This window comes from Novosphingobium cyanobacteriorum, assembly GCF_029436685.1.
Classification (GTDB): domain Bacteria; phylum Pseudomonadota; class Alphaproteobacteria; order Sphingomonadales; family Sphingomonadaceae; genus Novosphingobium; species Novosphingobium cyanobacteriorum.
Map to the genome: position 1 here is coordinate 1 of NZ_JAROCY010000024.1, position 21,726 is coordinate 21,726.

Genomic DNA, 21,726 nt, shown 5'->3' on the forward strand with positions numbered 1-21,726 from the left:
GACGGCGCGCGACGGCATGCGCGGGCCCCTCCCATGGACTACCGGGATAACCGCCTGCCAGACCGATAGGGGGGTCAGTTTTACGCGCCGATCAGGGGGTCAACTTTGAACGCCGATTGACAGACATGAGCTTTCCGGGGCACGAGGGCTATTCCGAGGCGGAGTATCACACGGCACGCGGCATCGTCGTGGTGGCCTATGACCATCTCGGCGTGGGCGACAGCAGTCTTGAACTGAAGGACACGTTGACCATCGAGCAGGCCGCCGATGCCAATTCGGCCTTCGTGGACGAAATGGTTGCACGGTTCTTGGCGGGAACTGCTGTGCCGCATCTGCCAGCGATAGTGGGCGCCTTCGTGGTCGGCGCGGGACAGTCGCTTGGTGGCGGGGTGACGATCGTCATGCAGAGCCGGAACCGGACATTCCAGGCGATCATGGCTTTGGGCAAGAGCGCACTGCACACGGTTCTGCCACAACCGACCTTCGAATTGTTTGCCGTGCAGCGGTCGATCTTCAACTTCACCCGGACTACCCCGTTGGATGAGCTTTCGGTTCAGCTGACGTCAGAACTGATCCCCGATTTCGTCTATCCGTTCCACTGGCCCGAACAGCCACAGGATATCACCGATGCCGACATGGCAGGCGGCTATCCGATCCGCCACAACGCGCCGCGGTTCGGCAGCATGACAGTGCCGCGCTATGCCGTGGCGATGATGTCACCCGCCTTCATCACGCCCGATGCCGGGCGGGTGGAAGTGCCCGTGCTGATTGCCTGCGGCGAGCGCGACGTTTCCCCCGATATCCGGCGAGAGCCCACTGCCTTCATCAATTCGAACGACATCAGCGTGTTTGTGGTGCCACGGATGGCTCACATGCACAATTTTGCCCCGACACGGCAACGCCTGTGGCAGCGCACTGCCGATTGGATGTTAATGCAGGCTGCCGCAGCGGCGGGAACAAGCCCCACCTCCTGACTGGGTTCAGTCTTGGTGGGCCGCAGCGGGGCAGGCCATTCATGGCACAGTGATGGCCGAGTTCGCTTTTCAGCGTCTCCTGGGCCGGCCAGGCAACAATAGCTGGCAACATCGCGAGTTGCGGCTCAAGGCTTAGACTTAGGGTGACGAAGCCGATTCCGTGCGCGCAGGAGTGGCGCATGGAGATGGGTGACCTTTGGGCGGGTGGAACCGGAAGTATGCCCGGGCGCCGTTCCTGCTGGCTGGCTTCTTGCGACCGGACATATTGACGAGGATACCGATCCAGTCGGGCGCGGCCTATGGGCGGAACTGGTCTTCGACCCATGGCGAGGATGCGGCGGGACTTATCGGCCAGTCGAATCCGACTGGGGCATCGATCCGGTTGCAGCGCATGACGTCAATGAGTGTGATCGTTAATCCATGCCATTGAACGCCTTAGTGTTTAGGCGCTGTTGCGTGAGCGCCCAACCTTGTTGCTGTGGCAGGTTGTTCCCGTCGGTGTCTCGTCCATGACGTCCGGACGCGGGGGATCCCGTTTGGTGTCACTCGATGACGCCGAGGACGGTTCCGACTTCGTAGACCTCGCCGATCTGGGCAATGATCCTGAGCGTGCCGGTGGCCGGGCTGTCGACTTCGTTGGTCGACTTGTCGCTTTCCAACGCGAACAAGGGCTGGCCTTCGACGGCCTGTCCACCATCGGCGACGAGCCATTCGGCCAGCGTGCCTTCGTTCATCGAGAAGCCGATCTTGGGCAGGAGAACTTCGGTTGCCATGTATGGGAACTTTCTACTTGGTGAGGGCGATTGCGGCTGCGGCAATACGCTTCGCATTGGGCGCGAAGGCATCTTCGAGCGGCTTCGAGAAGGGCACCGGCGCATAGGGCGCGCCCAGCCGGGCGACAGGCGCCTTGAGCTTGCCGAAGAACTCCGTCTGCAGGACTGCGGCGATTTCCGCACCAACGCCGAATTGGGTGACGGCTTCGTGCGTGATCAGGCACCGCCCGGTCTTGGCGACCGAGGCGAACACCGTTTCCTTGTCCCACGGCGAGATCGTGCGCAGGTCGATGATTTCAGCCGACACCCCGGCGGCTTCCATTTCCGCAACGGCGGAGACGGCTTCATTGAGGGTGCGCGAATAGCTCACGATGGTGACATCGGTGCCTTCCTTGGCCACACGGGCCTTGCCCAGCGGTACCGTATGGCCCGTCTCGGGCGCTTCGCCGGGGGTCCAGTAGGCGGGCAGGTTCTCGATATAGAGCACCGGATCGGGATCGTTGATGGCTGCACGCATCAGACCGTAGGCATCGGCCGGGTTCGACGGGGCAACGACCTTCATGCCCGCGGTGTGGGCGAACCATGCCTCCAGATAATCGCAGTGCTGGCCGCCAGAGCTGAACCCGGTGCCGGTCATGGTGCGGATCACGATGGGCACGTGGGTCTGCCCGCCGGACATGAAGCGCAGCTTGGCCGCGTGGTTCACGATCATGTCCATGGCCACGGTGGTGAAGTTCATCAGCATGATTTCGGCGACGGGCTTGTAGCCGACCAGGCTTGCCCCAATCGCTGCGCCGATGATCGCCTGCTCGGCAATCGGGGTCGAGCGGACGCGCGCTTCACCAAAGCGGCTCGACAATCCCTTGGTGATGCCCACAACGCCGCCCTCTTCGGGATCGGCCACATCTTCGCCTAGGACAAGGACCGTGTCGTCAGCAGCCATGGCATCGGCGATCGCTGTGTTGATCGCCTGGAGGATGGTCACCGGCTTGACCTTGGTTGCAGTGTCGCTCATGCGGCCGCTCCTTCAGCGTAGACGTCGGTGGTAAGCTCGGACAGATCGGGGAAGGGGGAAGCAAGGGCAAAGTCCACCGCCGTATCGATCTGCTGCTCGATCCCGGCTTCGATTGCCGCCAGTTCCTCCTCGGTCGCGATGCCTTCGGCGATCAGGCGGGCGCGGAAGATCGGCACGGGATCGGCCTCTATCGCTGCCTTCTTCTGGGCCTTGTCCATATAGGCGTCGGCGTCGCCAAACACGTGGCCGTGGAAGCGGAAGGTCATCGCCTCGATCAGGGTGGGGCCTTCGCCAGCGCGGGCGCGCTCCACCGCTTCGCGGGCGGCGGCAAACATCTCGATCGGGTCGTTCCCGTTCACCCGCACGCCCGGCATGTTGTAGGCTGCGGCACGATCAGCGATGCGCTTGGCCGAAGTCGCCTTCTCATACGTCGTGTGTTCGCCGTAAAGATTGTTCTGGCACAGGAAGATGACCGGCAGCTTCCACACCGAGGCGAGGTTGAGGCTTTCGTGGAAGGCGCCGATGTTCGATGCCCCGTCACCGAAGGTGGCCACCGTTACACGGCCATTGCCCGAAAGCTGCGAGCCCCAGGCAATGCCGTTGGCAATCGGCATGGATGAACCGACGATGCCGGTGGTGACCATGATCCCCTTCTTGGGATAAGTCAGGTGCATCGGTCCACCCTTGCCCTTGCAGGTCCCATCTACCCGCCCGGCAATCTCGGCCCAAAGATCGTTCAGCGGCATGCCCTTGGCCAGCATGTCGTGGATGCCGCGATAGATCGTCACCCAGTAATCATCGTCAGTCAGCGCCGTGGCCATGGCCGAGGGGATGATCTCCTGCCCGCGATAGCTGTAATAGGGCATCACAAGCCGCCCGGACATGATCACCTTGCGGCTGCGCTCGTCGTTAGCCTTCAGCAGTGCTACACGCTTGTAAATCTCCAACTGCGTCGCGCCATCAGGGGCGTAGTTGCTCGTCATGCGTTTAGACTCCCTGTGACCTACCGCGCGCCCATCGGGTGCGCCTGCGCTTATCAGGCATCGACCGAGCGATGCCAAGCGACCGTTCCTCTGTCGAGTGGGTCACGACAGCCATCGTATGGCTGATAATTGCCAAATCACCGTCCCGTCAGGCGCTGGCGAGCAGGATCACACAATCTCGAATAGACCGGCAGCGCCCATTCCACCTGCAACGCACATGGTGACCACTGCGTACTTTTCGCCCCGGCGCTTGCCTTCGATCAACGCATGGCCTGTCATGCGCGATCCGGACATACCGAATGGATGACCGATGGCAATCGCGCCGCCATCGACATTGAGGCGGGCAGGGTCGATGCCCAATTGATCGCGGCAATAGACAACCTGGACGGCAAAGGCTTCGTTCAGCTCCCAGATGCCGATGTCGTCATTCGACAGGCCAGCGCGCTTGAGCAGCTTCGGGACGGCATAGACCGGGCCAATGCCCATTTCATCGGGTTGGCAGGCGGCGACGGCAAAGCCACGGAAAATGCCCAGGGGCTGGAGCCCGCGCCGAGCAGCTTCGCTATCGCTCATCACCACGCAGGCGCTTGCTCCGTCGGAAAGCTGGCTGGCATTGCCTGCCGTGATGCAGCCGTTTTCGACCACAGTGCGGAGGGACGAGAGGCTTTCGAGTGTTGTTTCGGGACGATTACCTTCATCCTGCGACAAGGTCACTTGTTCTTCACCGGTGATGGTGCCGCTCTTGTCCTTCACCAGCTTGGTTACGGTGATCGGGACGATCTCGGCAGCGAACCGCCCGGCTTGCTGCGCGGCAGCGATGCGCTGCTGGCTGAGCAAGGAGTATTCGTCCTGAACATCGCGACGAATGCCATAGCGGCTGGCCACGGTCTCGGCCGTCATGATCATGCTGTCATAAATGCCCCGCACGTTCTCCTTCAGCCATGGATTTTCGAGCCGGTCCGTGCGCGTGTTGGGAAGGGCAAGGGAGCAGCTGTCCAGTCCCCCAGCGACATAGATGTCTCCCTCGCCAGCCATGATACGCTGTGCGGCAAGGGCGATCGTGTTGAGGCCCGAGGCACACTTGCGATCAAGTGAGAAGCCCGGGACCGTTATCGGCAGCCCGGCGCGCAATGCAGCCATTCGGGCGACATTACCCCCTTGCGGTCCTTCGAGCCTTGCAGCGCCGATCAGGACATCCTCGATCTCCGGTCCTTCGAGCCCTGCGCGTTTCACTGCCTCTCGAATGACGAGCGCGCCAAGGTCTGCACCATCAAGATTGTTGAGCGCGCCTCGACCCGCCTTGCCTATTGCGGTACGGGCGGTGGAGACGATGACTGCTTGTGCCATGAGATGTCCTGTTAGTACGGGCTTCACCCGGTCGGTCGGTATCTGGTTCAATCGGTAAGCGCGGTCAGGTCCGCCCAAAAGCGGTCAGCGCCTGCAGCCGCGACCAGTCCGCCAAGAATCGCAGCCCAGTGGCTGTCACCACCAAACTCCGACCGAGCCGACCATAGCCGTCGAGTGATCGGATGCAGTGCGTACTCCTGGGTAAAGCCGATCGCCCCGTGAGCCTGATGTGCCGCCGAAGTGCCCACGCCGACAGCGCGGTTGGCTCGAAGTTTTGCGGCCGCAACCTCGTAGCTCGCCGCCCCACGATCCAGTGCCTGAGCAAGGCCCATCGCGGCGCAATTGGCTGCAGCCGACTCGCAGGCAAAGGTGGCAAGTGACTGCTGCACCGCCTGGAACTTGGCCAGGGGGCGTCCGAACTGATTGCGGTCGTTCACATAGCCGACCGACAAGCCGAGCGCTGCGTCCAGCCCGCCGGCAATCTGCGCAACCCGGGCGAAGGCGCCGAGTGCGAAGACATCGTCGGCAACGCGCACGGCGGGCGCAGCGTCGAACTGCCAGACGTCGCGACTTTCCCCGGCCGGGTTGGTGGCCGCCGTGCGCTTTGCGTTGGCGGTATCCAACAGGATCGTACCCCCGGTATTGTCGGGTGCAGCGATAAAACCGGCACCTTCGCTGGCGACCGCCCCGTGCACCGTGCCGGTAAAAGTTGTGCCGTCGATAGTGCCCTCAGCCCGCGATGCGATGGTGCCCCGTCCGGAAAGGCATGTGCCGGCTGCCAGCCGCGCGGAGATCACTGCTTCGGGCACTGGCAGGGCGAGGGCGTGATAGCCCGCCAACCGGAACACAATCAAAGCGTCCTGCCACGTTCCGCCAAATCCGCCGTCAGCTTCCGGCAGAAGCAGCGTGGAAAGGCCCAACTCCTCTATCTGCTGCCAGTCTGCTGCGACGGTCGCCTTTGGCCCAAGGCCTGCGAAGAGGCTGTTGACCATGTCGGCAACCATGTTCTGTTGGTCGTTCATCGGATCACCTCAGTCCCAGACTGCGGGCGATGATGCCCTTCAGGATTTCGCGCGTCCCGCCGCGCAGCGAAAAGGATGGCGACACCTGGAGCAGGTGCCCCAGCATGATCGGCAGGGCGGTGTCGCTCGACAGGTCGGTTTCCACCGCTGCCTGGATCAGGGCGGGCATGGCCTGTTCGAAGCTGTTGCCGAGATCCTTGACGATCGTGGCTTCCAGCGCCGGATCAACCCCTTGGGCGATTTGCGCTGCGACCGAGGCAGACATCAGTCGCAGGGTCCATGTCTCGGACACCAGCCGGCCGATCAGCGCACGGACCGAATCGCTGGGGTTTGGCCCAACGGCGCGGATCAGCTCGGTCAGCAGGGTGAGGCACGAAAGGTACCGTTCGGGCCCGGAGCGCTCAAGCGACAGCTCTGCCGTTGCCTGCTTCCAACCCTCCCCCTCGACCCCCAGCAGCGCGGTTGCGGGAAGGCGCACCCCATCGAAGAACACCTCGTTGAAATCGTGCCCGCCGGTGAGGTCATAGATCGGCCGGACAGTGAGACCGGGCGTGTCCATCGGGATGATGAACTGGCTCAGTCCGGCATTGCGCTCCGATCCTTCCTCGGAGCGGACCAGCGCGATCATCACGTGGGCATTGTGGGCATTGGTGGTCCAAACCTTCTGCCCGTCGATCACCCATTCGCCGCCGTCCCGCCGCGCCGTGGTTCGCACGGCGGCAAGATCCGATCCGGCATTCGGTTCGGACAGACCGATACACGCGTAGATTTCGCCGCGCGCCATGCCGGGCACCCAGCGGCGGCATTCATCCTTGTGGCCATAGCGCATGAGGAGTGTGCCGGTCTGCCGCTCGGCAATCCAGTGCGCTCCCACGGGCGCGCCGGCAGCGAGCAGTTCCTCTAGCACGATATAGCGTTCCAGCGGGCTGCGTTCGTGGCCGCCATACTCTTTGGGCCAGGTCATGCCCAGGAGACCCGCCTCGCCCAGAACACGGCTGAACGCCGGGTCCGCAACGGCCCAGCAATTGGTCCGGTCAGCCGGGTTCGCCGGATGGACATGCCGGGCAACAAGATCCCTTACCTTACGGCGCAGTTCGGCGGACTGGTCCGGCCACGACAGGGGTTCAATCGCAAAAGTCTGCACTGCAGTTCCCGCTCAAGTTTCGAAGCATCTAGTGGGGATGGGGGCCCGGGCCGCCAACTCCCCTTTGCCCATTATCGCAGCGGCGATATGCGGGGCTTCCGGGCTGGCCGAAGGTGCAGCCCCTGCTAGTCAGCCGCCATGAATGGGCCAGAAGGTCCAATCAGGACAATCAGGAGTATGCAGCGATGTCGATCGACGTCACCCGCGATGGCGGTGTCGCCACCGTCACCATCAACCGGCCCGAGCGCAAGAACGCCATCACGATGGCCATGCGCAACCAGTTCCAGACCGTGTTCCAGGAACTGCAGGACGATGACGATGTCCGCGCGATTATCCTGACGGGGGCAGGCGGAGACTTTGCGGCCGGGGCTGACGTTGGCGAGATGGGCACGGGCGGCGTTCGCGGCAACGTGATCAAGTACCGCACCCTGCACCGGATGACCCGCAGCGTCGTCCATACCAACAAGCCGGTGATTGCGGCGGTCGAGGGTGTGTGTATCGGCGTGGCTTTCGCTTTGGCGTTGGGGTGCGATTTCATCATCTGTGCCGACAATGCCCGCTTCCAGTTCGCCTTCCGTCACATCGGGCTCGCCATGGACGGGGGCGCGGGTTGGCTGCTTGAACGGCACGTTGGCATCATGCGCGCCAAAGAAATTGCGTTCAGCGGCCGCTTCGTCAGTGGCGAGGAGGCCGTCAGGCTCGGCTTTGCGCTGGAGGCCTTGCCGCAGGCAGAGGTCCAGGCCCGCGCCCGCGCATTGGCTGACAGCTTCGCAACCGCACCGACTATCGCCCTTGCCCACATCAAGCGCCAGTTCGACAGCGCGCCCACGCAGTCCTATGATGAGGCCCTGGAATATGAGGCGGCGGTCCAGGCCCTGATGACCTGGACTGAGGATTTCCGCGAAGGGACCAACGCCTTCAAGGAAAAGCGAAAGCCGGTCTATCGAGGGGCATGAGGAACGCAAGGTGGCTTCAAGGCTCGATCAGGATGCGGCGGAAGCGACAGTCCGCCAAGTGATGGAAAGCCCGCCGCTGCGCCAGCTGTTCGGGATCGATCTGGTCTCGGTAGAGCCCGGACGGGTAGTGTTGGGGCTGGACCGCAGGCCGGAATTTGGTCACCAGCCGGGTTGGTTCCAAGGTACTGTCACTTCCGCCCTCGCCGAGTATACCGCTTCGCTGAGCGGCAGAACTATGGCGCCCGAACGCGACAGCATGACTCTTCAGCAGTCGATCCACTTCACCGGTCAGGCTCGTGGTGACCGTTTAGAAGCGGTAGGCCGGGTCATCACGGCCGGACGCCGGATCAGCACCACGGCGGCGGACGTCTATGTCCTGCGCGATGGCGAACGTCACCTCTGCGCCACGATGACGATGACCGTGATCCATGTGGAGCACCGCGTGCCCGAGAACGGGCAATGACCGACCGGGTCGATGCGATCGTCGTCGGCGGCGGCGTGGTCGGTCTCGCAGTTGGCCGTGCGCTCGCTTTGGCAGGCCATGCACCGCTGATCCTTGAAGGCGAGGCTGACTTCGGTTCTTGGACCAGCAGCCGAAACAGCGAGGTGATCCACGCCGGCATCTACTATCCCGAAGGATCGCTGAAGGCACGGCTCTGTGTCATGGGCAAGCACATGCTCTATGCCTTCTGCGTCGAACGTGGCGTGCCGCATCGGCAGGTGGGCAAGCTGATCTTTGCCGCCAATGACGAACAGTTCGGAGAACTGGAAAAGATCCAGGCGGCGGCTGTTTCAGCCGGTGTGAACGACCTCGTCTGGTTGGAAAAGGCGGCAGTCCGCGCTATTGAGCCCGAGTTGTCCTGTGCTGGAGCACTACTTTCGCCATCGACCGGCATAGTTGACAGCCACAGCCTGATGCAAGCCTTGCTGGGCGAGGCAGAGGCCCATGGAGGGATGCTGGTCGCCAATTCCCCCGTGGAGCGGATCAGCCGCGCGGAAGGCCTGTGGCAAGTTCACATCCCTGGCGAGGCCGACCCCGTCGTCTGCGCCCCTATACTGGTGAATTCCGCCGGGCTGGGCGCTCAGGCCCTTGCCAGTGCGATCGAGGGGCTTGATCCGTCCTTCATTCCGCCGCTGCATCTGGCGCGTGGGGTCTACTTCACTCATTCGGGGAAGGTGCCTTTCTCGCACCTGATCTATCCAGTGCCCGAACCGGGTGGTCTGGGGACGCATCTGACGCTCGACCTTGGCGGTCAGGCGCGGTTCGGTCCCGACGTCGAATGGATCGACCGGATCGACTACACCGTCGATCCCGCTCGCCACAGCAAGTTTGCCGCGGCCGCGCAACGGATCTGGCCTGCCCTCGATCCTGCCCGGTTGCAGCCTGGCTATGCCGGGATCCGCCCCAAGATATCCGGACCGGGCGAAGCGGCGGCTGATTTCATGATCCAGGGCCCTGCCGTCCATGGCCAGGAGGGCCTTGTCAATCTGTTCGGGATCGAATCGCCTGGCCTCACCGCCAGCATGGCGATCGCCGCCGCAGTCATGGAAGCGCTGAAATGCCTGAAATGAGTGATGCAGCCTATGACTATATCGTGGTTGGCGGCGGAAGTGCAGGCTGCGTGATAGCGGCCCGCCTGACCGAGGATCCTTCTGTCCGCGTTCTGTTGCTTGAAGCAGGCCCACGTGATCTCAATCCGTGGATCCATATCCCGCTCGGCTATGGCAAATTGTTCAAGCACAAGCGGCTGAACTGGCTTTACGAGACTGCGCCGGAGCCAAACTTGAACAATCGACGGGTTGGGCAGCCGCGCGGCAAGGTGCTGGGGGGCTCGTCCTCGATCAACGGGCTGATCTATATCCGCGGCCAGAAGGAAGACTTCGATGCCTGGGCGCGGCTCGGCAATCATGGCTGGAGCTATGACGATCTCCTGCCTTACTTCATCCGCTCCGAAGACCAGCAGCGCGGCGCGAACCAGTGGCATGGTGTTGGAGGGCCACAGGCCGTATCTGATGCGACCGAGCCGCATGTCCTGTGCGATGCGTTCATCGCGGCGGCGCAGGAGGCAGGCTACCCGGCCAATCCCGATTTCAACGGAGAGCGGCAGGAAGGGGTCGGCTATTACCAGACCACTTCGCGCAACGGGCGGCGGATCAGCACGGCCGTGGCCTACCTCAACCCGGCCCGTGGCCGCACGAACCTGACCATCGTGACTGGAGCACTTGTCCGGCGTGTCCTGTTCGCGGGAACCCGTGCGACGGGCGTGGAATGGGCAGAGGTCGGAACCCTGCGCACCGCTGCGGCCCGGCGTGAGGTCATCCTGTCGGCCGGGGCCTTCGGCAGCCCGCATATCCTGCAGCTTTCCGGCGTGGGTGACGGGGCGCACCTGCAATCACTCGGCATTCCGGTGGTTCATCACAACCCCGAGGTCGGGGCCAACCTGCAGGATCACCTTCAGGTCCGCACGGTCTACAAGGCGAAGGGCAAGCTGACATTCAACGATGACATGGCCTCGCTCCTTCGCATGGCTGGCGTGGGGCTGCGATATGGCTTGCTGCGCAAGGGTCCGTTGACTGTTTCAGCAGGTTACGCTGGCGCCTTCCTGCGCTCGTCCGAAGCGGTCGACGATCGGCCAGACATGCAACTGCTGTTCATCACTTTCAGCACCAACAAGATGGGCGACAAGCTCCACCCGTTCTCGGCCTTCACCGCGTCGGCCTGTCCCCTCAGGCCCGAGAGCCGGGGTCACGTGCGTGCCCTGTCACCGGATCCGGCTGAAGCGCCTGAGATCTTCGCAAACTTCCTTGGCTGTGAGCGGGACCGGCGCGACGTCGTGGCGGGCCTCCGGATGATCCGGGGAATTATCAGCCAACCGGCACTGGCCGGCTACGTCGAAAGTGAGTATTTGCCAGGGGCAGGGCGGGATGATGACGAGAGCTTGCTGGCCTATGCACGGGAAACGGCCGGTTCGATCTATCACCCCAGCTGTACAGCAGCCATGGGCAAGGTCGTGGATTCCTCGCTGCGGGTCATCGGCATCGAAGGCTTGCGGGTTGCAGATGCTTCGATCATGCCCGCCGTTCCATCGGGCAACACCAATGCCGTGGCCATCGTGATCGGCGAAAAGGCTGCCGACCTGATCCGCTCGGGCGTTTGAACAAGGGAATGGTGATGTACTGCGAACTTGCTTTATACATCGATGGCCGTTTCATTCCGGCAGGGCCTGGCCGCGCAGGTGAACCAGTGCTTGATCCGGCAACGGGCAAAACCTTGGCGCAACTGCCCCATGCCACCGCCGCAGACCTTGACGAAGCGGTTGCCGCCGCACACCGCGCCTTTCCGGCCTGGGCCGCCATCAGCCCGTTCGAACGCAGCAACATCCTGCGCCGCGCCGCCAATCTACTGCGCGAACGGATGGACGACCACGCCCGCATCCTGACGCTGGAACAGGGCAAGCCGCTGGCGGAATCGCGCGGCGAGCTTACGCATTCGGCCGAATTGTTCGACTGGTATGCCGAAGAAGGTCGCCGCGTGTATGGTCGCGTCGTCACCGGTCGGGTGACCGGGGTCGAACATATCGTCCTGCACGAACCGGTCGGTCCTTGCGCTGCCTTCACGCCGTGGAACTTCCCATCACTGACCCCCGCCCGCAAGGTGGCGGGCGCGCTCGCCGCAGGATGCACCGTTATCCTCAAGGCGGCAGAGGAAACCCCCGGCACCGCCGTTGCCATGATGCGCGCGCTGCACGATGCAGGCCTGCCGGCAGGTTGCGCCCAGCTGATGTTCGGCAATCCGGCGGACGTCTCAGCCCGGCTCATCGCTGCCCCTGCGATCCGCAAGATCTCGTTCACGGGGTCGACCGCTGTCGGCAAGCACCTCCTGCGCCTTGCGGCAGACGGGGTGAAGCGGGCAACGATGGAACTGGGCGGCAACGCCCCGGTTATCGTCTGCGCCGACGCCGACTATGATCTTGCCGTGGCGAGCCTTGCCGGGGCCAAGTTCCGCAATGCAGGACAGGTCTGCGTAAGCCCCGGGCGGTTCTTCGTGCATGAAAGCCTGGCAGAGCGGTTTGCAGCAGACGTTGCCGCCCGTGCAAATGCCTTGCAGCTGGGTTCCGGCCTCGATGCGCAGACCCAGATGGGCCCTCTGGCCAACGACCGGCGCGTGGAGGCGATGGAGCGGTTCGTCGCCGATGCCGAGGCGCACGGTGGCAAAGTGCTGGCCGGCGGCACGCGGCGCGGCAAAGCGGGCAATTACTTTGCTCCGACCGTAATCGCCGGGCTGGACCAGGATTCGCTCCTGTTTTCCGATGAATGCTTCGGCCCCATCATGCCGATCCAGACCTTTGCCTCGCTCGACGAGGTCATCGCGCGGGCCAATGCGGTTGAAGCAGGGCTGGCCGGCTATGCCTTCACCACTGGCCTCGCCTCTGCCCACCGCATCATGCACGGCGTGCAGACCGGGATGATCGGCATCAACAACCTGACCGTGTCGACCCCGGAAACACCCTTCGGCGGCATCAAGGAAAGCGGGTATGGCTCGGAAGGTGGGGTGGAAGGCCTGCAGGCCTATCTCAACACCAAGCTTGCCACGCTCGGCTGAGTGTGGCTGCCGGGTGCTCCGTTCAACGCACCCGCACGAAGCCATCCCCGAACGGCGCATCCCGGTTAGTCAGCGCTGTCTTGAGGCCGTGCTCCTTCATGTCGGACTTGAACTGCATTCGTCGCGGCCCAGTGGCGAGATGAGCCCGAGCATCCACTTCGGCGGCGAGCCGCTGGATCGTATTGGCGCCCATCTGTTCGAGCGCCAGGTTCACGATCCGCTTGTGCGCGGCAAGCAGTTCTTGATCAACCGCCGCAACACGGCGGGCGAGGAGGGTGACAGCCTCGTCCAGTTCTTCGGCCGGCCATGATTCAAGGGCTAGACCGATCTTGACTGCATCCGCACCGCTCATCTTGTCGCCGGTGAACAGCATCCGCTTGGCCCACTGCGGCCCGCAGTGATAGATCCACATGTGCGCTGGCGGTGAGCCGTTGGCGCGCGTGGCGGGAAAGCCGATGCGCGCATCGTCTGCCATGATGACGAGGTCGCACTGCAGTGCGATGTCGGTTCCGCCAGCCAGGCAGTTGCCATGCACCTTTGCGATGACGGGCTTGTGGATCGCCGGGATGACCAAGGCGTTCTCCTGGGTCCGTTCCATCGAAAAGCAGTCATCATCGAAGCGTTGCCCGGCCTGGCGATACTGGTAGTTGCCCAGTTCGGTCTTTTCGCCGCGCCCTTCGTAGGCCTGTTCAAGATCATAGCCAGCACAGAAATCCTTGCCCGCGCCGCAAAGGACGATGGCGTTGATGTCCAGCCGATCATCCGCCTCAAGAAGGGCGTCGCGCATTTCCTTGAGCATCTGGCCATTAAGCGAATTGCGCTTGTCCGGCCGGTTGAAAGTGATCGTCGCGACCGCGTCTTCAACGTCGAACAGAATCTGCTGCGGTTCATACAGCCATTTGCCGCGATATTCGGACATGTCTTCTCCTGGTGCCTTTCCCGGTCAGCCCGGCCAATGATCAACCTTGCCGCGACTGGCGTCATGAGGAAAGAACGTGCGCGCGTGATCGCATCACCGATGCAGCAGCATCGGCTTGTCGGGTCAGGCTCCATCCAATTCGGGAGCCACGCGCAGCAGCGCTTCCTGCGCGCTGCTGGCCAGCAAGACTCCGTCTCGATTGTAGATCAGCCCGCGCGCCAGCCCCGTCGAGTTACAGGCCGATGGGCTGTCCATCTCGTAAAACAGCCAGTCATCGACCCTGCCGGGGCGATGGATCCACAGGGCGTGGTCAAGGCTGGCCATGTGCGGGTCGGTCAGGCCATACGAAACATCATGTGTCGCAAGAGTAGCTCCGGCAAGCCAGAAGTCTGACAGGTAGGCGAGCAAGGCGGTGTGTATCAGCGGATCGGCGGTCGATGCGGCGCTTGGTATGCGCACCCAGATCCGCCGCCGGGGGTGTGGTTCCCGGCGTGTCAGCGACTCCGGGTTGACGAGCTTGATCTCGACCAGACTGATCGGCCCAAGGCGTATACAGGCGCGAACGGCATTGGGTTCGCCGGTCGCCTGGGCATATTCCTGGAGAGTCGGCAGGTCTTCGGGCGGCGGAATGTCGGGCATGGCGATATGGTGTTCCAGCCCGCGCCGGTCGGGCCCATGGAGCGAACATTCCATGTGGAAGATGGCTTCACCCCGCTGCCGCGCCACCACGCGGCGCGTGCTGAAGCTGCGGCCATCGCGGGTCCGTTCGACATCGAATGACACCCGGTGCTGTCCATCGCCGGCGCGCAGGAAGTAGCCGTGGAGCGAGTGGATGGCGCGGTCGGGCGCGGTGCGGGAGGCCGCCAGCAGAGCATGGGCGAGCACTTGGCCACCATAGAGATGCCTGTCCGTTCGGACGCCGGAGAAGGGGTTCGTGAAGCTGTCCGGGCTCATTTCATCCAATTGCATCAGGCGCCCAGCGTCTGTTCCGTCCCAAGGCTGGACAGGTATCATTTCAGCCATTCGCGCCACTTCCTGCCCTTTACTGACAGCATTTTCCCAGTGTCCGCCTCGGACTTAGGGCCCGCCTCATCAAGAGGAAAGGCGAGGGGGTGGCGATATCGCACCAATGAGAGCTGGCGATCATGCATGCGATCATGATTGGCCGCGCACACCCCAAAGGGCAATGGCCCCTCCCGCCGGATGGGGAGGAGGCATATGCTGCACCCAGCGCAGACGCGACAGGAGAGATACATGGCCACCGCCCCCACCTTCCAGCCGACCAAGGTCTATACCGGACCGATATTTGATTGTGACAGCCACATTCATGAGCGCAACTATGACTTCATGAAGAAGTACCTGCCTGCCGAACTGCATGCCGAATGGCTGCCGGCTCGCAAGGTCGGGCCCGACGGTCGCTTCGGCCTCCATCTGGGTGACCGGATGGTAGAAAATGCCGAAGCGAATGCGGAAGGGCTGGTTCCCCCGCCCGGCCGACTGAAGGAATGGCTGCAAGCCATGAAGGAGGGCAAGTCCAACGTCGAAGGCTGGCTCCAGCCCACCGAGGACATGATGACTCCCGCTGGCCGCGTGGCCAAGCTGGATGAATTCGGAGTCGAAGGCTCGATCGTCTTCGTCGGCGAATTCGTCTCCACCTTCGGATACTATCCGCAGAACGCCACGGGCAATGCGATCCTCCACGCTTATAACGAATATGTGCATGACGAATGGGGCTTCGCCTACGAAAACCGCCTTTTCACCACCGGCCTGCTGAGCCTGTGGGATCTGGAAACGTCCATTGCCGAGGCCAAGTGGCTGGTGGAACGCGGGGTACGAGTTGTCTGCATGCCGATGGGCCCGGCGGGTGGGAAGTCACCGGCCGATCCCTATTTCGATCCAGTCTGGCAGATCCTCAACGACGCAAGCGTGGCGGTAACCTTCCACGTATCCGAAGCCAACTTCATGCACCCGCTGATCCGCGAATTCGGCGAAAAGCCGTTGCAGTCGCGCCGCACCGGGCAGACCGCGTGGCAGTGGATGTTCTGCTATTCCGAACTGCCAGTGCAGATCACGCTGGCCAACATCATCTACCACAACTTCTTCGCGCGCTTTCCCAATATCCGCATCGCCAGCGTCGAAAACGGCGCCAACTGGGTGCCCGGGTTCCTCGAGAAGATGGACAAGATGCGCGGCATGGCAAAGAACGGCTACTGGCCGTGCGGCCAGTTGTCGGAACGGCCGAGCAAGATCTTCAAGCGCCACTGCTTTGCGGTCGCCTATCCGGAAGACGATGTGAAAGGCATCGTCGACAAGATCGGCACGTCCGAATGCATCCTCATGGGCTCGGACTATCCCCATGCTGAAGGCGTGCCCGAACCGCGTGACTTCTTCATCGAAGCCCTGACCGAACTGTCCGATGAAGATGCGCGGGCGATCATGTACGACAACGGCAAGCGCTTCATGCGCGTCTGACTGCCGGCATCACCGTCGTGATATGGGCTGGCCGCAGTACGGCGATGTGGCCAGCCCGCTTGCTTTTCCGCCGCGATGCTGGCCCATCCATAATTGGGGATCGAAACCTGCGTCACATTGCCTAGCGTACCTCAAAAACAAGGTAGAGGATCAGCCATGAACATTCACAGCAGCCTTGCGGCGGTTCCTGACCACGTGCCAGCAGATCTGGTCCGTGATTTCGACCTCTACAACATCCCCGGGCTGGTGAACGGCTATACCGATGATATCTTCGCCGCGTGGAAAGCGGTTCAGGACAGCCATCCGGACATCTTCTGGACCCCGCGCCACGGCGGCCACTGGGTACTTACCCGGCATGACGACATGGCCGCGATGCTGGTCAACCCGGCAGCGTTCTCCAATCTCGAACCCTTCGTGCCGAGCGGCATCATCCCGCACACCGGGCCAAGCCAGCTGGACGCGCCTGAGCACGCGCCATTCCGCAAGCTCGTCTCGCAGGCCTTCACCCCGGCCTCCCTGAACCAGGCGAGCATCCGCGCCCGGGCTGCGGCGGTCGAGATCATTGAACGCCTGCGCCCGCTGGGGCGCTGCGATTTCATGAACGACTTCGCCGGGGTGATGCCGATCATCACCTTCCTCAACCTGCTCGGCATGCCCGAGAGCGAAGCCCCCTATCTGCTCAATCTGGCCAAGCGGATGGTCCCGGGGCAGCCGGAAATGGAGGCGGGGCAGGCCGAAGCACACGCCTATATCGCCGATTTGATCCAGGACCGGCAGGCGAGGCCGGGCGATGACTTCGTGTCCATGCTGGTCAGTGCACAGGTAATGGGTCGCGATCTCACGCCGACCGAGCGGCACAACGTGGTCCAGCTGGTCGTCACCGGCGGGCTGGATACGGTGATCAACACCACCAGCTTCGCGATGAACCACTTTGCCCGACATCCCGAACTACAGCGCGATCTTCGCGAGCATCCTGAACTGCATGAGGCTGCAGTAGACGAGATCAACCGCCGCTTCGGGACCAGCAATCTTGCTCGGCTGGTGCGCGAAGACTTGGAATTTGCCGGTGTGTTGCTGCGCAAGGGCGATCAGATCCTTGGCATCTTCCCGCTCTCCGGCCTGGATGAACGCGTGAATCCCGATCCGATGCGCTTCGATCCGCGCCGGCAGAAACGGCGCCATGTCAACTTCGGCTCTGGCCCGCACACCTGCCTCGGCGCCCGCCTCGCACGGCGCGAGATCCGCATCTTTCTCGAAGAGTGGATCGGAACCATGCCTGATTGCCGCATTGTTGAGGGCACCTCGCCCCGGATGGCAACCGGCATCATCAATACGATGAGTGGTCTCCACTTGGAATGGGACGTGGCCTGACCAACCAGGCAGGCTGCCATTGCACATGCGATTACAGCGGGATGCCATTGCGGGCTAGGCTGACTGCCCGCATGATCCTGCGCAAAACAATCGCTGGAGAGTGCACGAATGGCAACGATTCCCGAATGGATCGCGACGGACGATTACTTCCTGTCGCGCACCAATCCGATTGCCACGGCCGATCAGGTCTGGGTTGAGCAGAAGTCGCTCAAGCTGCTGGCGCGTGATGATGTCCGGGCGGCCATGCAACAAGCCCGATTCCTCTGGTCGGCCGTTTCGCAGAACGCGAGCGAGCAGGCGCTTTCGCTGCTGGACGATTTCATCCCCGAGTGGGGCTTGAACTACATCAACAAGGCCTGCAACAGCGATCCGGAACATCCGCGGATTTTCCAGAACTGGATGATCGAGCACGAATGGTTCGGCCATCGGGTGCCCTCGGCGCGGATTGGCGGGGACAATCCGGACAACGGCTACCGCCTCATTCCGGTTGAGCATGGCGGCCATTACCGCGTCGACGGCAGGCGGCTTGGCACCGGACCGGCCGACGTCTCGTGGACCGTGGTGGGCAATAGCGGCACGTCGGTCACTCTTGCCAGTCTCGACAACGAGGATCTGGTCGTTGCGCCGGATGGCAGCTTCACCGTGACGGTAGACGACCAGCCCGCGAATGGCCGGCCAAATCACCTCCAGACGCAGCGCGGCGCCATGTTCCTGTTCGTGCGGGATGCGTTAGGGGACTGGGACACCGAGCGGGCTAATGCGCTGCGGGTCACGCGGCTCAACCCGGGCGGGGTAGCCCCGATCAGCGAGGACGAGATGGCCTATCGGGCCATCCAGTGGATGCTGGCGGATGTGCCGCTCTATTTCTGGTTCACCATGCTGACGCACGGCAAGCCGGCCAACCGCCTGATCCCGCCGACCCCATCGGGGGGTGTTGGCGGCCTTCGCTCACAGTTCGGCTGCTACGGCACGCTGCGGATTGCTGACGACGAAGCCTATGTGATCAAGGTCAATTCCGGCAATGCGGCGTTCCGGGACATCGTTGTGCACGACTGGTGGCACCGCAGCATCGCGCCTGATCGCGCCCTTGGCTCGCTCAACAATGCACAGATGGCGCCGGATCAGGACGGTAACTTCACCTTCGTCATCGGCCCTCGCGATCCCGGGATTCATAACTGGCTTGACACTGGCGGTCTTAACGAAACCATCCTGTTGCACCGTTGGCAAGGTGTTCCCCGCGCCACGCTTGCCCACGAGCTGCCCGTCCTGTTGAGTGAAAGCCTGGTCAAGCTGAAGGACGTCGCAGCGGCGACTGCCGGCGCAAAGCGGGTGACGCTCGAAGAGCGCGCCGAACAGGTCGCCAGACGTCGCGCCAGTTACCTCGGTCGGCTGGAGGTCTGACGTGGCGGGACTGGGCCGCGGTCCCACCGAGATCGACCGGCTGCTCGCCACGGAATCGATCCTGGCATCAGCCGAAATCGCGTCCGGCACTCTCGGGCTGGTCGATGAAGGACTGCAAATCCGCGCGGCGTCATTGATCTCTGCCCTGCGCTCCGGGGGCAGCTTTTCAGTTGCCCAGGCGCTCGCGACGAGGCGCCAGCTGGTCAAGCTGCTCGCACGGCGTCTCACAATCGCGCGCGACATCGCCGCGCATCCCGAAATCCTGGACGAGGTGATCGCCGATCCGGTGTTCATCATCGGCTTTCCGCGTACGGGTACCTCGATCCAGCAATCCTTGCTGGCTGCCGATCCGGCAAACCGCGCGCTGCATGCCTGGCAAGTCTACGAGCCATCCCCACCACCGGGCGAGCGCCCCGTCACGGCAGCGCGCAAGGCCGCCGCAGCGCGCGTGGCAGAGCATTTCTGCGATCGCTGTCCGGGCATCTTGTCGCTCCATCCCTATTGGGACGAAGGCGCCGAGACGCTGATCGAGGACGAGGAGGTCCTCACCCTTGCCCTGTTCGACAATTACCCCGTTGCGCTGTGTGATGCGCCCACGCTCGCCATACGTGAAGGGGGCGGCGACTTTACCGAGGCCTATCGCTTCATGAAGCAGTTCCTGCAGCATCAGCAGTGGCGCCAGCCAAAGCGGCGGTGGGTGCTGAAGGGGATCGAGCACCAGCGCCATCTCACGGAACTGTTCACGGTGTTCCCCGATGCCCGCTGCCTGTTTCCGCATCGGGAACCCGAAGCATTCCTTCCGTCCAACCTCGCAATAGCAGCTGTGGTCTACGATGGGATCACTGGCGGTGCGCTTGATCGCCGGACCTTGGCGGCAGGCTACCTCGTTGACTTCGCCGCGCGGATCGATGCTGTCCTGTCTGAGCCGGCTATGGCCGATCCCCGCGTCAGGCACATCAGGTTCTCGGAATTCATTGCCGAACCGATCGGGTCGTTGCGGGCATGCTATGCCGATTGGGGCTTCGCCTGGACGGAAGAGGCCGAGGCAGCGATGCGGGCCTGGCTGACGGATCCGGCCAACGATTCCGACCGATATGGCCGTCACAAATACACATTCGAACCGTTCGGCGTGGACTGGACGGCGGTGAGCCCCGGCTTCGATGCCTATCGGAAGCGGTTTCTGGGTCAGCCGTCCGTGGCTCACCAGGCCTGACCCGGACAACGCCCGACTACCATACATGGCGTGATTACCAGACAAGGAGAGACGACATGGGACGATTGAGCGGAAAGGTCGCGATCATCACCGGCGGCGGGCAGGGGGTGGGGTTAGGCATTGCCCAGGCATTCGCCCGCGAAGGCGCATCGCTGGTGCTGACCGGGCGTACACCGGAAAAGTTGCAGGCGGTAGTGCCTGACCTGGAAGCGCGGGGTGCCACGGTCGCACTGCATCCGGCTGATGCCCGCTCGCGGGCCGATGCGCAGAAAGTGGCCGAGTTTACCGTCCAGACCTTCGGCGGAATCGATATCCTGGTGAACAATGCCCAGACGACGGTCCCCGGCATGATGTTCGACAACTACGACGACGAGGCGATCGCTGCGACCGTAGAATCAGGGCTCTATGGATCAATCTACTACATGCAGGCAGTGCGCCGGCATATGGTGGCGCGCGGTGGCGGGTCGATCATAAATTTCGGTTCGCGCCAGGGCATTGTCGCGCCGCCGGGCTATTCGATTTATGGTGCCACCAAGGAGGCCATCCGCGGCCTCAGCCGAACGGTCGCCCGGGAATGGGGGCCCGACAATATCCGTGTCAACGTGATCAACCCCTCAGCCATGTCACCTGCCGCCAAGAAGTGGCTGGCCGACTTTCCCGAGGAAGCGGCCAAGAATCTGCTTGAGGTGTCGTTGCGCCGTTGGGGCGATGCGGAAACCGACATCGGCCCGGTGGCCGTATTTCTGGCGTGCGATGAAAGCCGTTACGTCTCTGGCCAGACCATCAACGTCGATGGCGGGATGGTCATGCTCTGATCGCTAGCTTTCAAGTGCTGGTCCTGGCGGTCGGAACACGACCGCCAGGACCATGTCTTCCAGTTCATTGAGGAAGGCTTCGCTATCGCTGGTGAGCCATGCAGGGTCATCCTCGGCCATACGGTCGCGTTCGCCCACTGCATCGTAGAACGCAAGCGAAGCTGTCCGCAGGCGAAAGTCGAACAACGTGCGCGGCAGGTCAAGGGAGTGACTGCGCAGGCGGTGCAGCAACTCGTCCATGAGGCCAGATGGCCGGAACAGGGTTTGCCTGATCTCACGCCCAAGCCGCGAACGCAGCATCTGGCTGACAAAGGCGGCATGGGGATGTGTGCCATCGCTGTCCCGAATCGACAGGACCGGACGCGTTATGATCCGCACCAAGCTGCGAGGACTATCCAGCGTGCCTTCGTCTCGTGCAGCGCGATACAGCCGGTCCCGCTCCGCCGCAACGGGCTCGGCACGCCATTCGGAAATGGCCTGCAGCAAGCCGTTGCGATCGCCGAAGTGATAAGCGATTGCTGAATTGTTGGCCATCTTTGCTGCAAGTGTGATCTGGCGCATCGAGACACCTTCGATCCCGTGCTTGCCCATCAGTCGCTCTGCCGCGCGCATGATCGCAAGCGCGCCCGGCGAGAAGGCTTCGGTCAAGGGGGCAAGTGAGTTCTCGGGCTGGCTGCTCGGCATAACTCGCTGCCCATATCGCGTTGACGATAACAGC

The 21,726-nt window shown here is 62.9% G+C and carries 20 protein-coding genes; 11 read left to right on the top strand and 9 right to left on the bottom strand.

Annotated elements, in window-relative coordinates:
- Window positions 1-125 precede the first annotated feature (125 nt).
- Window positions 126-974: an alpha/beta hydrolase gene (locus POM99_RS18855; protein WP_277280217.1), complete on the top strand. Its 849-nt coding sequence runs from the start codon at window positions 126-128 to the stop codon at window positions 972-974.
- Window positions 975-1,516: 542 nt separating this feature from the next.
- Here POM99_RS18855 and POM99_RS18860 read toward each other — a convergent pair.
- From POM99_RS18860 to POM99_RS18885, 6 genes are all read right to left on the bottom strand, one after another.
- Window positions 1,517-1,747 (bottom strand): biotin/lipoyl-containing protein, encoded by a 231-nt coding sequence (locus POM99_RS18860; protein WP_277280218.1) that lies wholly within the window; start codon window positions 1,745-1,747, stop codon window positions 1,517-1,519.
- 13 nt (window positions 1,748-1,760) lie between these two features.
- Window positions 1,761-2,762 (bottom strand): alpha-ketoacid dehydrogenase subunit beta, encoded by a 1,002-nt coding sequence (locus tag POM99_RS18865; protein WP_277280220.1) that lies wholly within the window; start codon window positions 2,760-2,762, stop codon window positions 1,761-1,763.
- Window positions 2,759-3,745 (bottom strand): thiamine pyrophosphate-dependent dehydrogenase E1 component subunit alpha, encoded by a 987-nt coding sequence (locus tag POM99_RS18870; protein WP_277280221.1) that lies wholly within the window; start codon window positions 3,743-3,745, stop codon window positions 2,759-2,761. The genes POM99_RS18865 and POM99_RS18870 overlap by 4 nt, the downstream gene beginning before the upstream one ends.
- A 168-nt stretch (window positions 3,746-3,913) precedes the next feature.
- Window positions 3,914-5,092 (bottom strand): acetyl-CoA C-acyltransferase, encoded by a 1,179-nt coding sequence (locus tag POM99_RS18875; protein WP_277280223.1) that lies wholly within the window; start codon window positions 5,090-5,092, stop codon window positions 3,914-3,916.
- 47 nt (window positions 5,093-5,139) lie between these two features.
- The gene (locus tag POM99_RS18880) at window positions 5,140-6,114 is read right to left on the bottom strand and encodes an acyl-CoA dehydrogenase family protein (protein WP_277280224.1); all 975 of its coding nucleotides are present in this window, start codon (window positions 6,112-6,114) and stop codon (window positions 5,140-5,142) included.
- A gap of 4 nt (window positions 6,115-6,118) precedes the next feature.
- Complete coding sequence (locus POM99_RS18885) at window positions 6,119-7,258, bottom strand: acyl-CoA dehydrogenase family protein (protein WP_277280226.1); 1,140 nt, start codon at window positions 7,256-7,258, stop codon at window positions 6,119-6,121.
- 185 nt (window positions 7,259-7,443) lie between these two features.
- Here POM99_RS18885 and POM99_RS18890 point away from each other — a divergent pair, with 185 nt between their 5' ends.
- From POM99_RS18890 to POM99_RS18910, 5 genes are all read left to right on the top strand, one after another.
- Entirely contained in the window at window positions 7,444-8,214 is a 771-nt protein-coding gene (locus POM99_RS18890; protein WP_277280227.1) for an enoyl-CoA hydratase/isomerase family protein, read from the top strand.
- 10 nt (window positions 8,215-8,224) lie between these two features.
- Window positions 8,225-8,677, top strand: a complete 453-nt coding sequence (locus POM99_RS18895) for a PaaI family thioesterase (protein WP_277280229.1) — start codon at window positions 8,225-8,227, stop codon at window positions 8,675-8,677.
- The gene (locus POM99_RS18900) at window positions 8,674-9,786 is read left to right on the top strand and encodes an NAD(P)/FAD-dependent oxidoreductase (protein ID WP_277280231.1); all 1,113 of its coding nucleotides are present in this window, start codon (window positions 8,674-8,676) and stop codon (window positions 9,784-9,786) included. Before POM99_RS18895 ends, POM99_RS18900 begins: the two co-directional genes overlap by 4 nt.
- Window positions 9,774-11,372 carry a GMC family oxidoreductase gene (locus POM99_RS18905; protein WP_277280232.1) on the top strand — a complete coding sequence of 533 codons (1,599 nt, stop codon included), beginning with the start codon at window positions 9,774-9,776 and terminating at the stop codon, window positions 11,370-11,372. Before POM99_RS18900 ends, POM99_RS18905 begins: the two co-directional genes overlap by 13 nt.
- Before the next feature lie 86 nt (window positions 11,373-11,458).
- The gene (locus POM99_RS18910; protein WP_277280234.1) at window positions 11,459-12,817 is read left to right on the top strand and encodes an NAD-dependent succinate-semialdehyde dehydrogenase; all 1,359 of its coding nucleotides are present in this window, start codon (window positions 11,459-11,461) and stop codon (window positions 12,815-12,817) included.
- A 22-nt stretch (window positions 12,818-12,839) separates the two neighbouring features.
- On the opposite strand, the gene POM99_RS18915 is transcribed toward POM99_RS18910, so the two are convergent.
- Both POM99_RS18915 and POM99_RS18920 read right to left on the bottom strand, forming a co-directional pair.
- Window positions 12,840-13,736 (bottom strand): crotonase/enoyl-CoA hydratase family protein, encoded by an 897-nt coding sequence (locus tag POM99_RS18915; RefSeq protein ID WP_277280236.1) that lies wholly within the window; start codon window positions 13,734-13,736, stop codon window positions 12,840-12,842.
- Between the two features lie 123 nt (window positions 13,737-13,859).
- Window positions 13,860-14,705, bottom strand: a complete 846-nt coding sequence (locus POM99_RS18920; RefSeq protein ID WP_277280238.1) for an acyl-CoA thioesterase — start codon at window positions 14,703-14,705, stop codon at window positions 13,860-13,862.
- Window positions 14,706-14,990: 285 nt separating this feature from the next.
- Here POM99_RS18920 and POM99_RS18925 point away from each other — a divergent pair, with 285 nt between their 5' ends.
- From POM99_RS18925 to POM99_RS18945, 5 genes are all read left to right on the top strand, one after another.
- The gene (locus tag POM99_RS18925) at window positions 14,991-16,208 is read left to right on the top strand and encodes an amidohydrolase family protein (protein ID WP_277280240.1); all 1,218 of its coding nucleotides are present in this window, start codon (window positions 14,991-14,993) and stop codon (window positions 16,206-16,208) included.
- A 156-nt stretch (window positions 16,209-16,364) separates the two neighbouring features.
- Window positions 16,365-17,579 (top strand): cytochrome P450, encoded by a 1,215-nt coding sequence (locus tag POM99_RS18930; RefSeq protein ID WP_277280242.1) that lies wholly within the window; start codon window positions 16,365-16,367, stop codon window positions 17,577-17,579.
- Between the two features lie 108 nt (window positions 17,580-17,687).
- Window positions 17,688-18,980: a DUF1214 domain-containing protein gene (locus POM99_RS18935; RefSeq protein ID WP_277280243.1), complete on the top strand. Its 1,293-nt coding sequence runs from the start codon at window positions 17,688-17,690 to the stop codon at window positions 18,978-18,980.
- A 1-nt stretch (window position 18,981) separates the two neighbouring features.
- Window positions 18,982-20,193, top strand: coding sequence for a sulfotransferase (locus POM99_RS18940; RefSeq protein WP_277280245.1), 1,212 nt, complete (start codon window positions 18,982-18,984; stop codon window positions 20,191-20,193).
- 56 nt (window positions 20,194-20,249) lie between these two features.
- Window positions 20,250-21,008: an SDR family NAD(P)-dependent oxidoreductase gene (locus POM99_RS18945; protein WP_277280246.1), complete on the top strand. Its 759-nt coding sequence runs from the start codon at window positions 20,250-20,252 to the stop codon at window positions 21,006-21,008.
- Between the two features lie 3 nt (window positions 21,009-21,011).
- Here the strand turns inward: POM99_RS18945 and POM99_RS18950 are convergent, their stop codons facing one another.
- Complete coding sequence (locus POM99_RS18950) at window positions 21,012-21,656, bottom strand: TetR/AcrR family transcriptional regulator (protein WP_277280247.1); 645 nt, start codon at window positions 21,654-21,656, stop codon at window positions 21,012-21,014.
- Between the last annotated feature and the right edge of the window lie 70 nt (window positions 21,657-21,726).

What these genes read in the sequence shown, in the direction of transcription:
- POM99_RS18855 (WP_277280217.1), top strand. Translation starts at nt 126, where the DNA reads ATGAGCTTTCCGGGGCACGAGGGCTATTCCGAGGCGGAGTATCACACG.
- POM99_RS18860 (WP_277280218.1), bottom strand. Translation starts at nt 1,747, where the DNA reads ATGGCAACCGAAGTTCTCCTGCCCAAGATCGGCTTCTCGATGAACGAA.
- POM99_RS18865 (WP_277280220.1), bottom strand. Translation starts at nt 2,762, where the DNA reads ATGAGCGACACTGCAACCAAGGTCAAGCCGGTGACCATCCTCCAGGCG.
- POM99_RS18870 (WP_277280221.1), bottom strand. Translation starts at nt 3,745, where the DNA reads ATGACGAGCAACTACGCCCCTGATGGCGCGACGCAGTTGGAGATTTAC.
- POM99_RS18875 (WP_277280223.1), bottom strand. Translation starts at nt 5,092, where the DNA reads ATGGCACAAGCAGTCATCGTCTCCACCGCCCGTACCGCAATAGGCAAG.
- POM99_RS18880 (WP_277280224.1), bottom strand. Translation starts at nt 6,114, where the DNA reads ATGAACGACCAACAGAACATGGTTGCCGACATGGTCAACAGCCTCTTC.
- POM99_RS18890 (WP_277280227.1), top strand. Translation starts at nt 7,444, where the DNA reads ATGTCGATCGACGTCACCCGCGATGGCGGTGTCGCCACCGTCACCATC.
- POM99_RS18900 (WP_277280231.1), top strand. Translation starts at nt 8,674, where the DNA reads ATGACCGACCGGGTCGATGCGATCGTCGTCGGCGGCGGCGTGGTCGGT.
- POM99_RS18905 (WP_277280232.1), top strand. Translation starts at nt 9,774, where the DNA reads ATGCCTGAAATGAGTGATGCAGCCTATGACTATATCGTGGTTGGCGGC.
- POM99_RS18915 (WP_277280236.1), bottom strand. Translation starts at nt 13,736, where the DNA reads ATGTCCGAATATCGCGGCAAATGGCTGTATGAACCGCAGCAGATTCTG.
- POM99_RS18920 (WP_277280238.1), bottom strand. Translation starts at nt 14,705, where the DNA reads ATGCAATTGGATGAAATGAGCCCGGACAGCTTCACGAACCCCTTCTCC.
- POM99_RS18925 (WP_277280240.1), top strand. Translation starts at nt 14,991, where the DNA reads ATGGCCACCGCCCCCACCTTCCAGCCGACCAAGGTCTATACCGGACCG.
- POM99_RS18930 (WP_277280242.1), top strand. Translation starts at nt 16,365, where the DNA reads ATGAACATTCACAGCAGCCTTGCGGCGGTTCCTGACCACGTGCCAGCA.
- POM99_RS18935 (WP_277280243.1), top strand. Translation starts at nt 17,688, where the DNA reads ATGGCAACGATTCCCGAATGGATCGCGACGGACGATTACTTCCTGTCG.
- POM99_RS18945 (WP_277280246.1), top strand. Translation starts at nt 20,250, where the DNA reads ATGGGACGATTGAGCGGAAAGGTCGCGATCATCACCGGCGGCGGGCAG.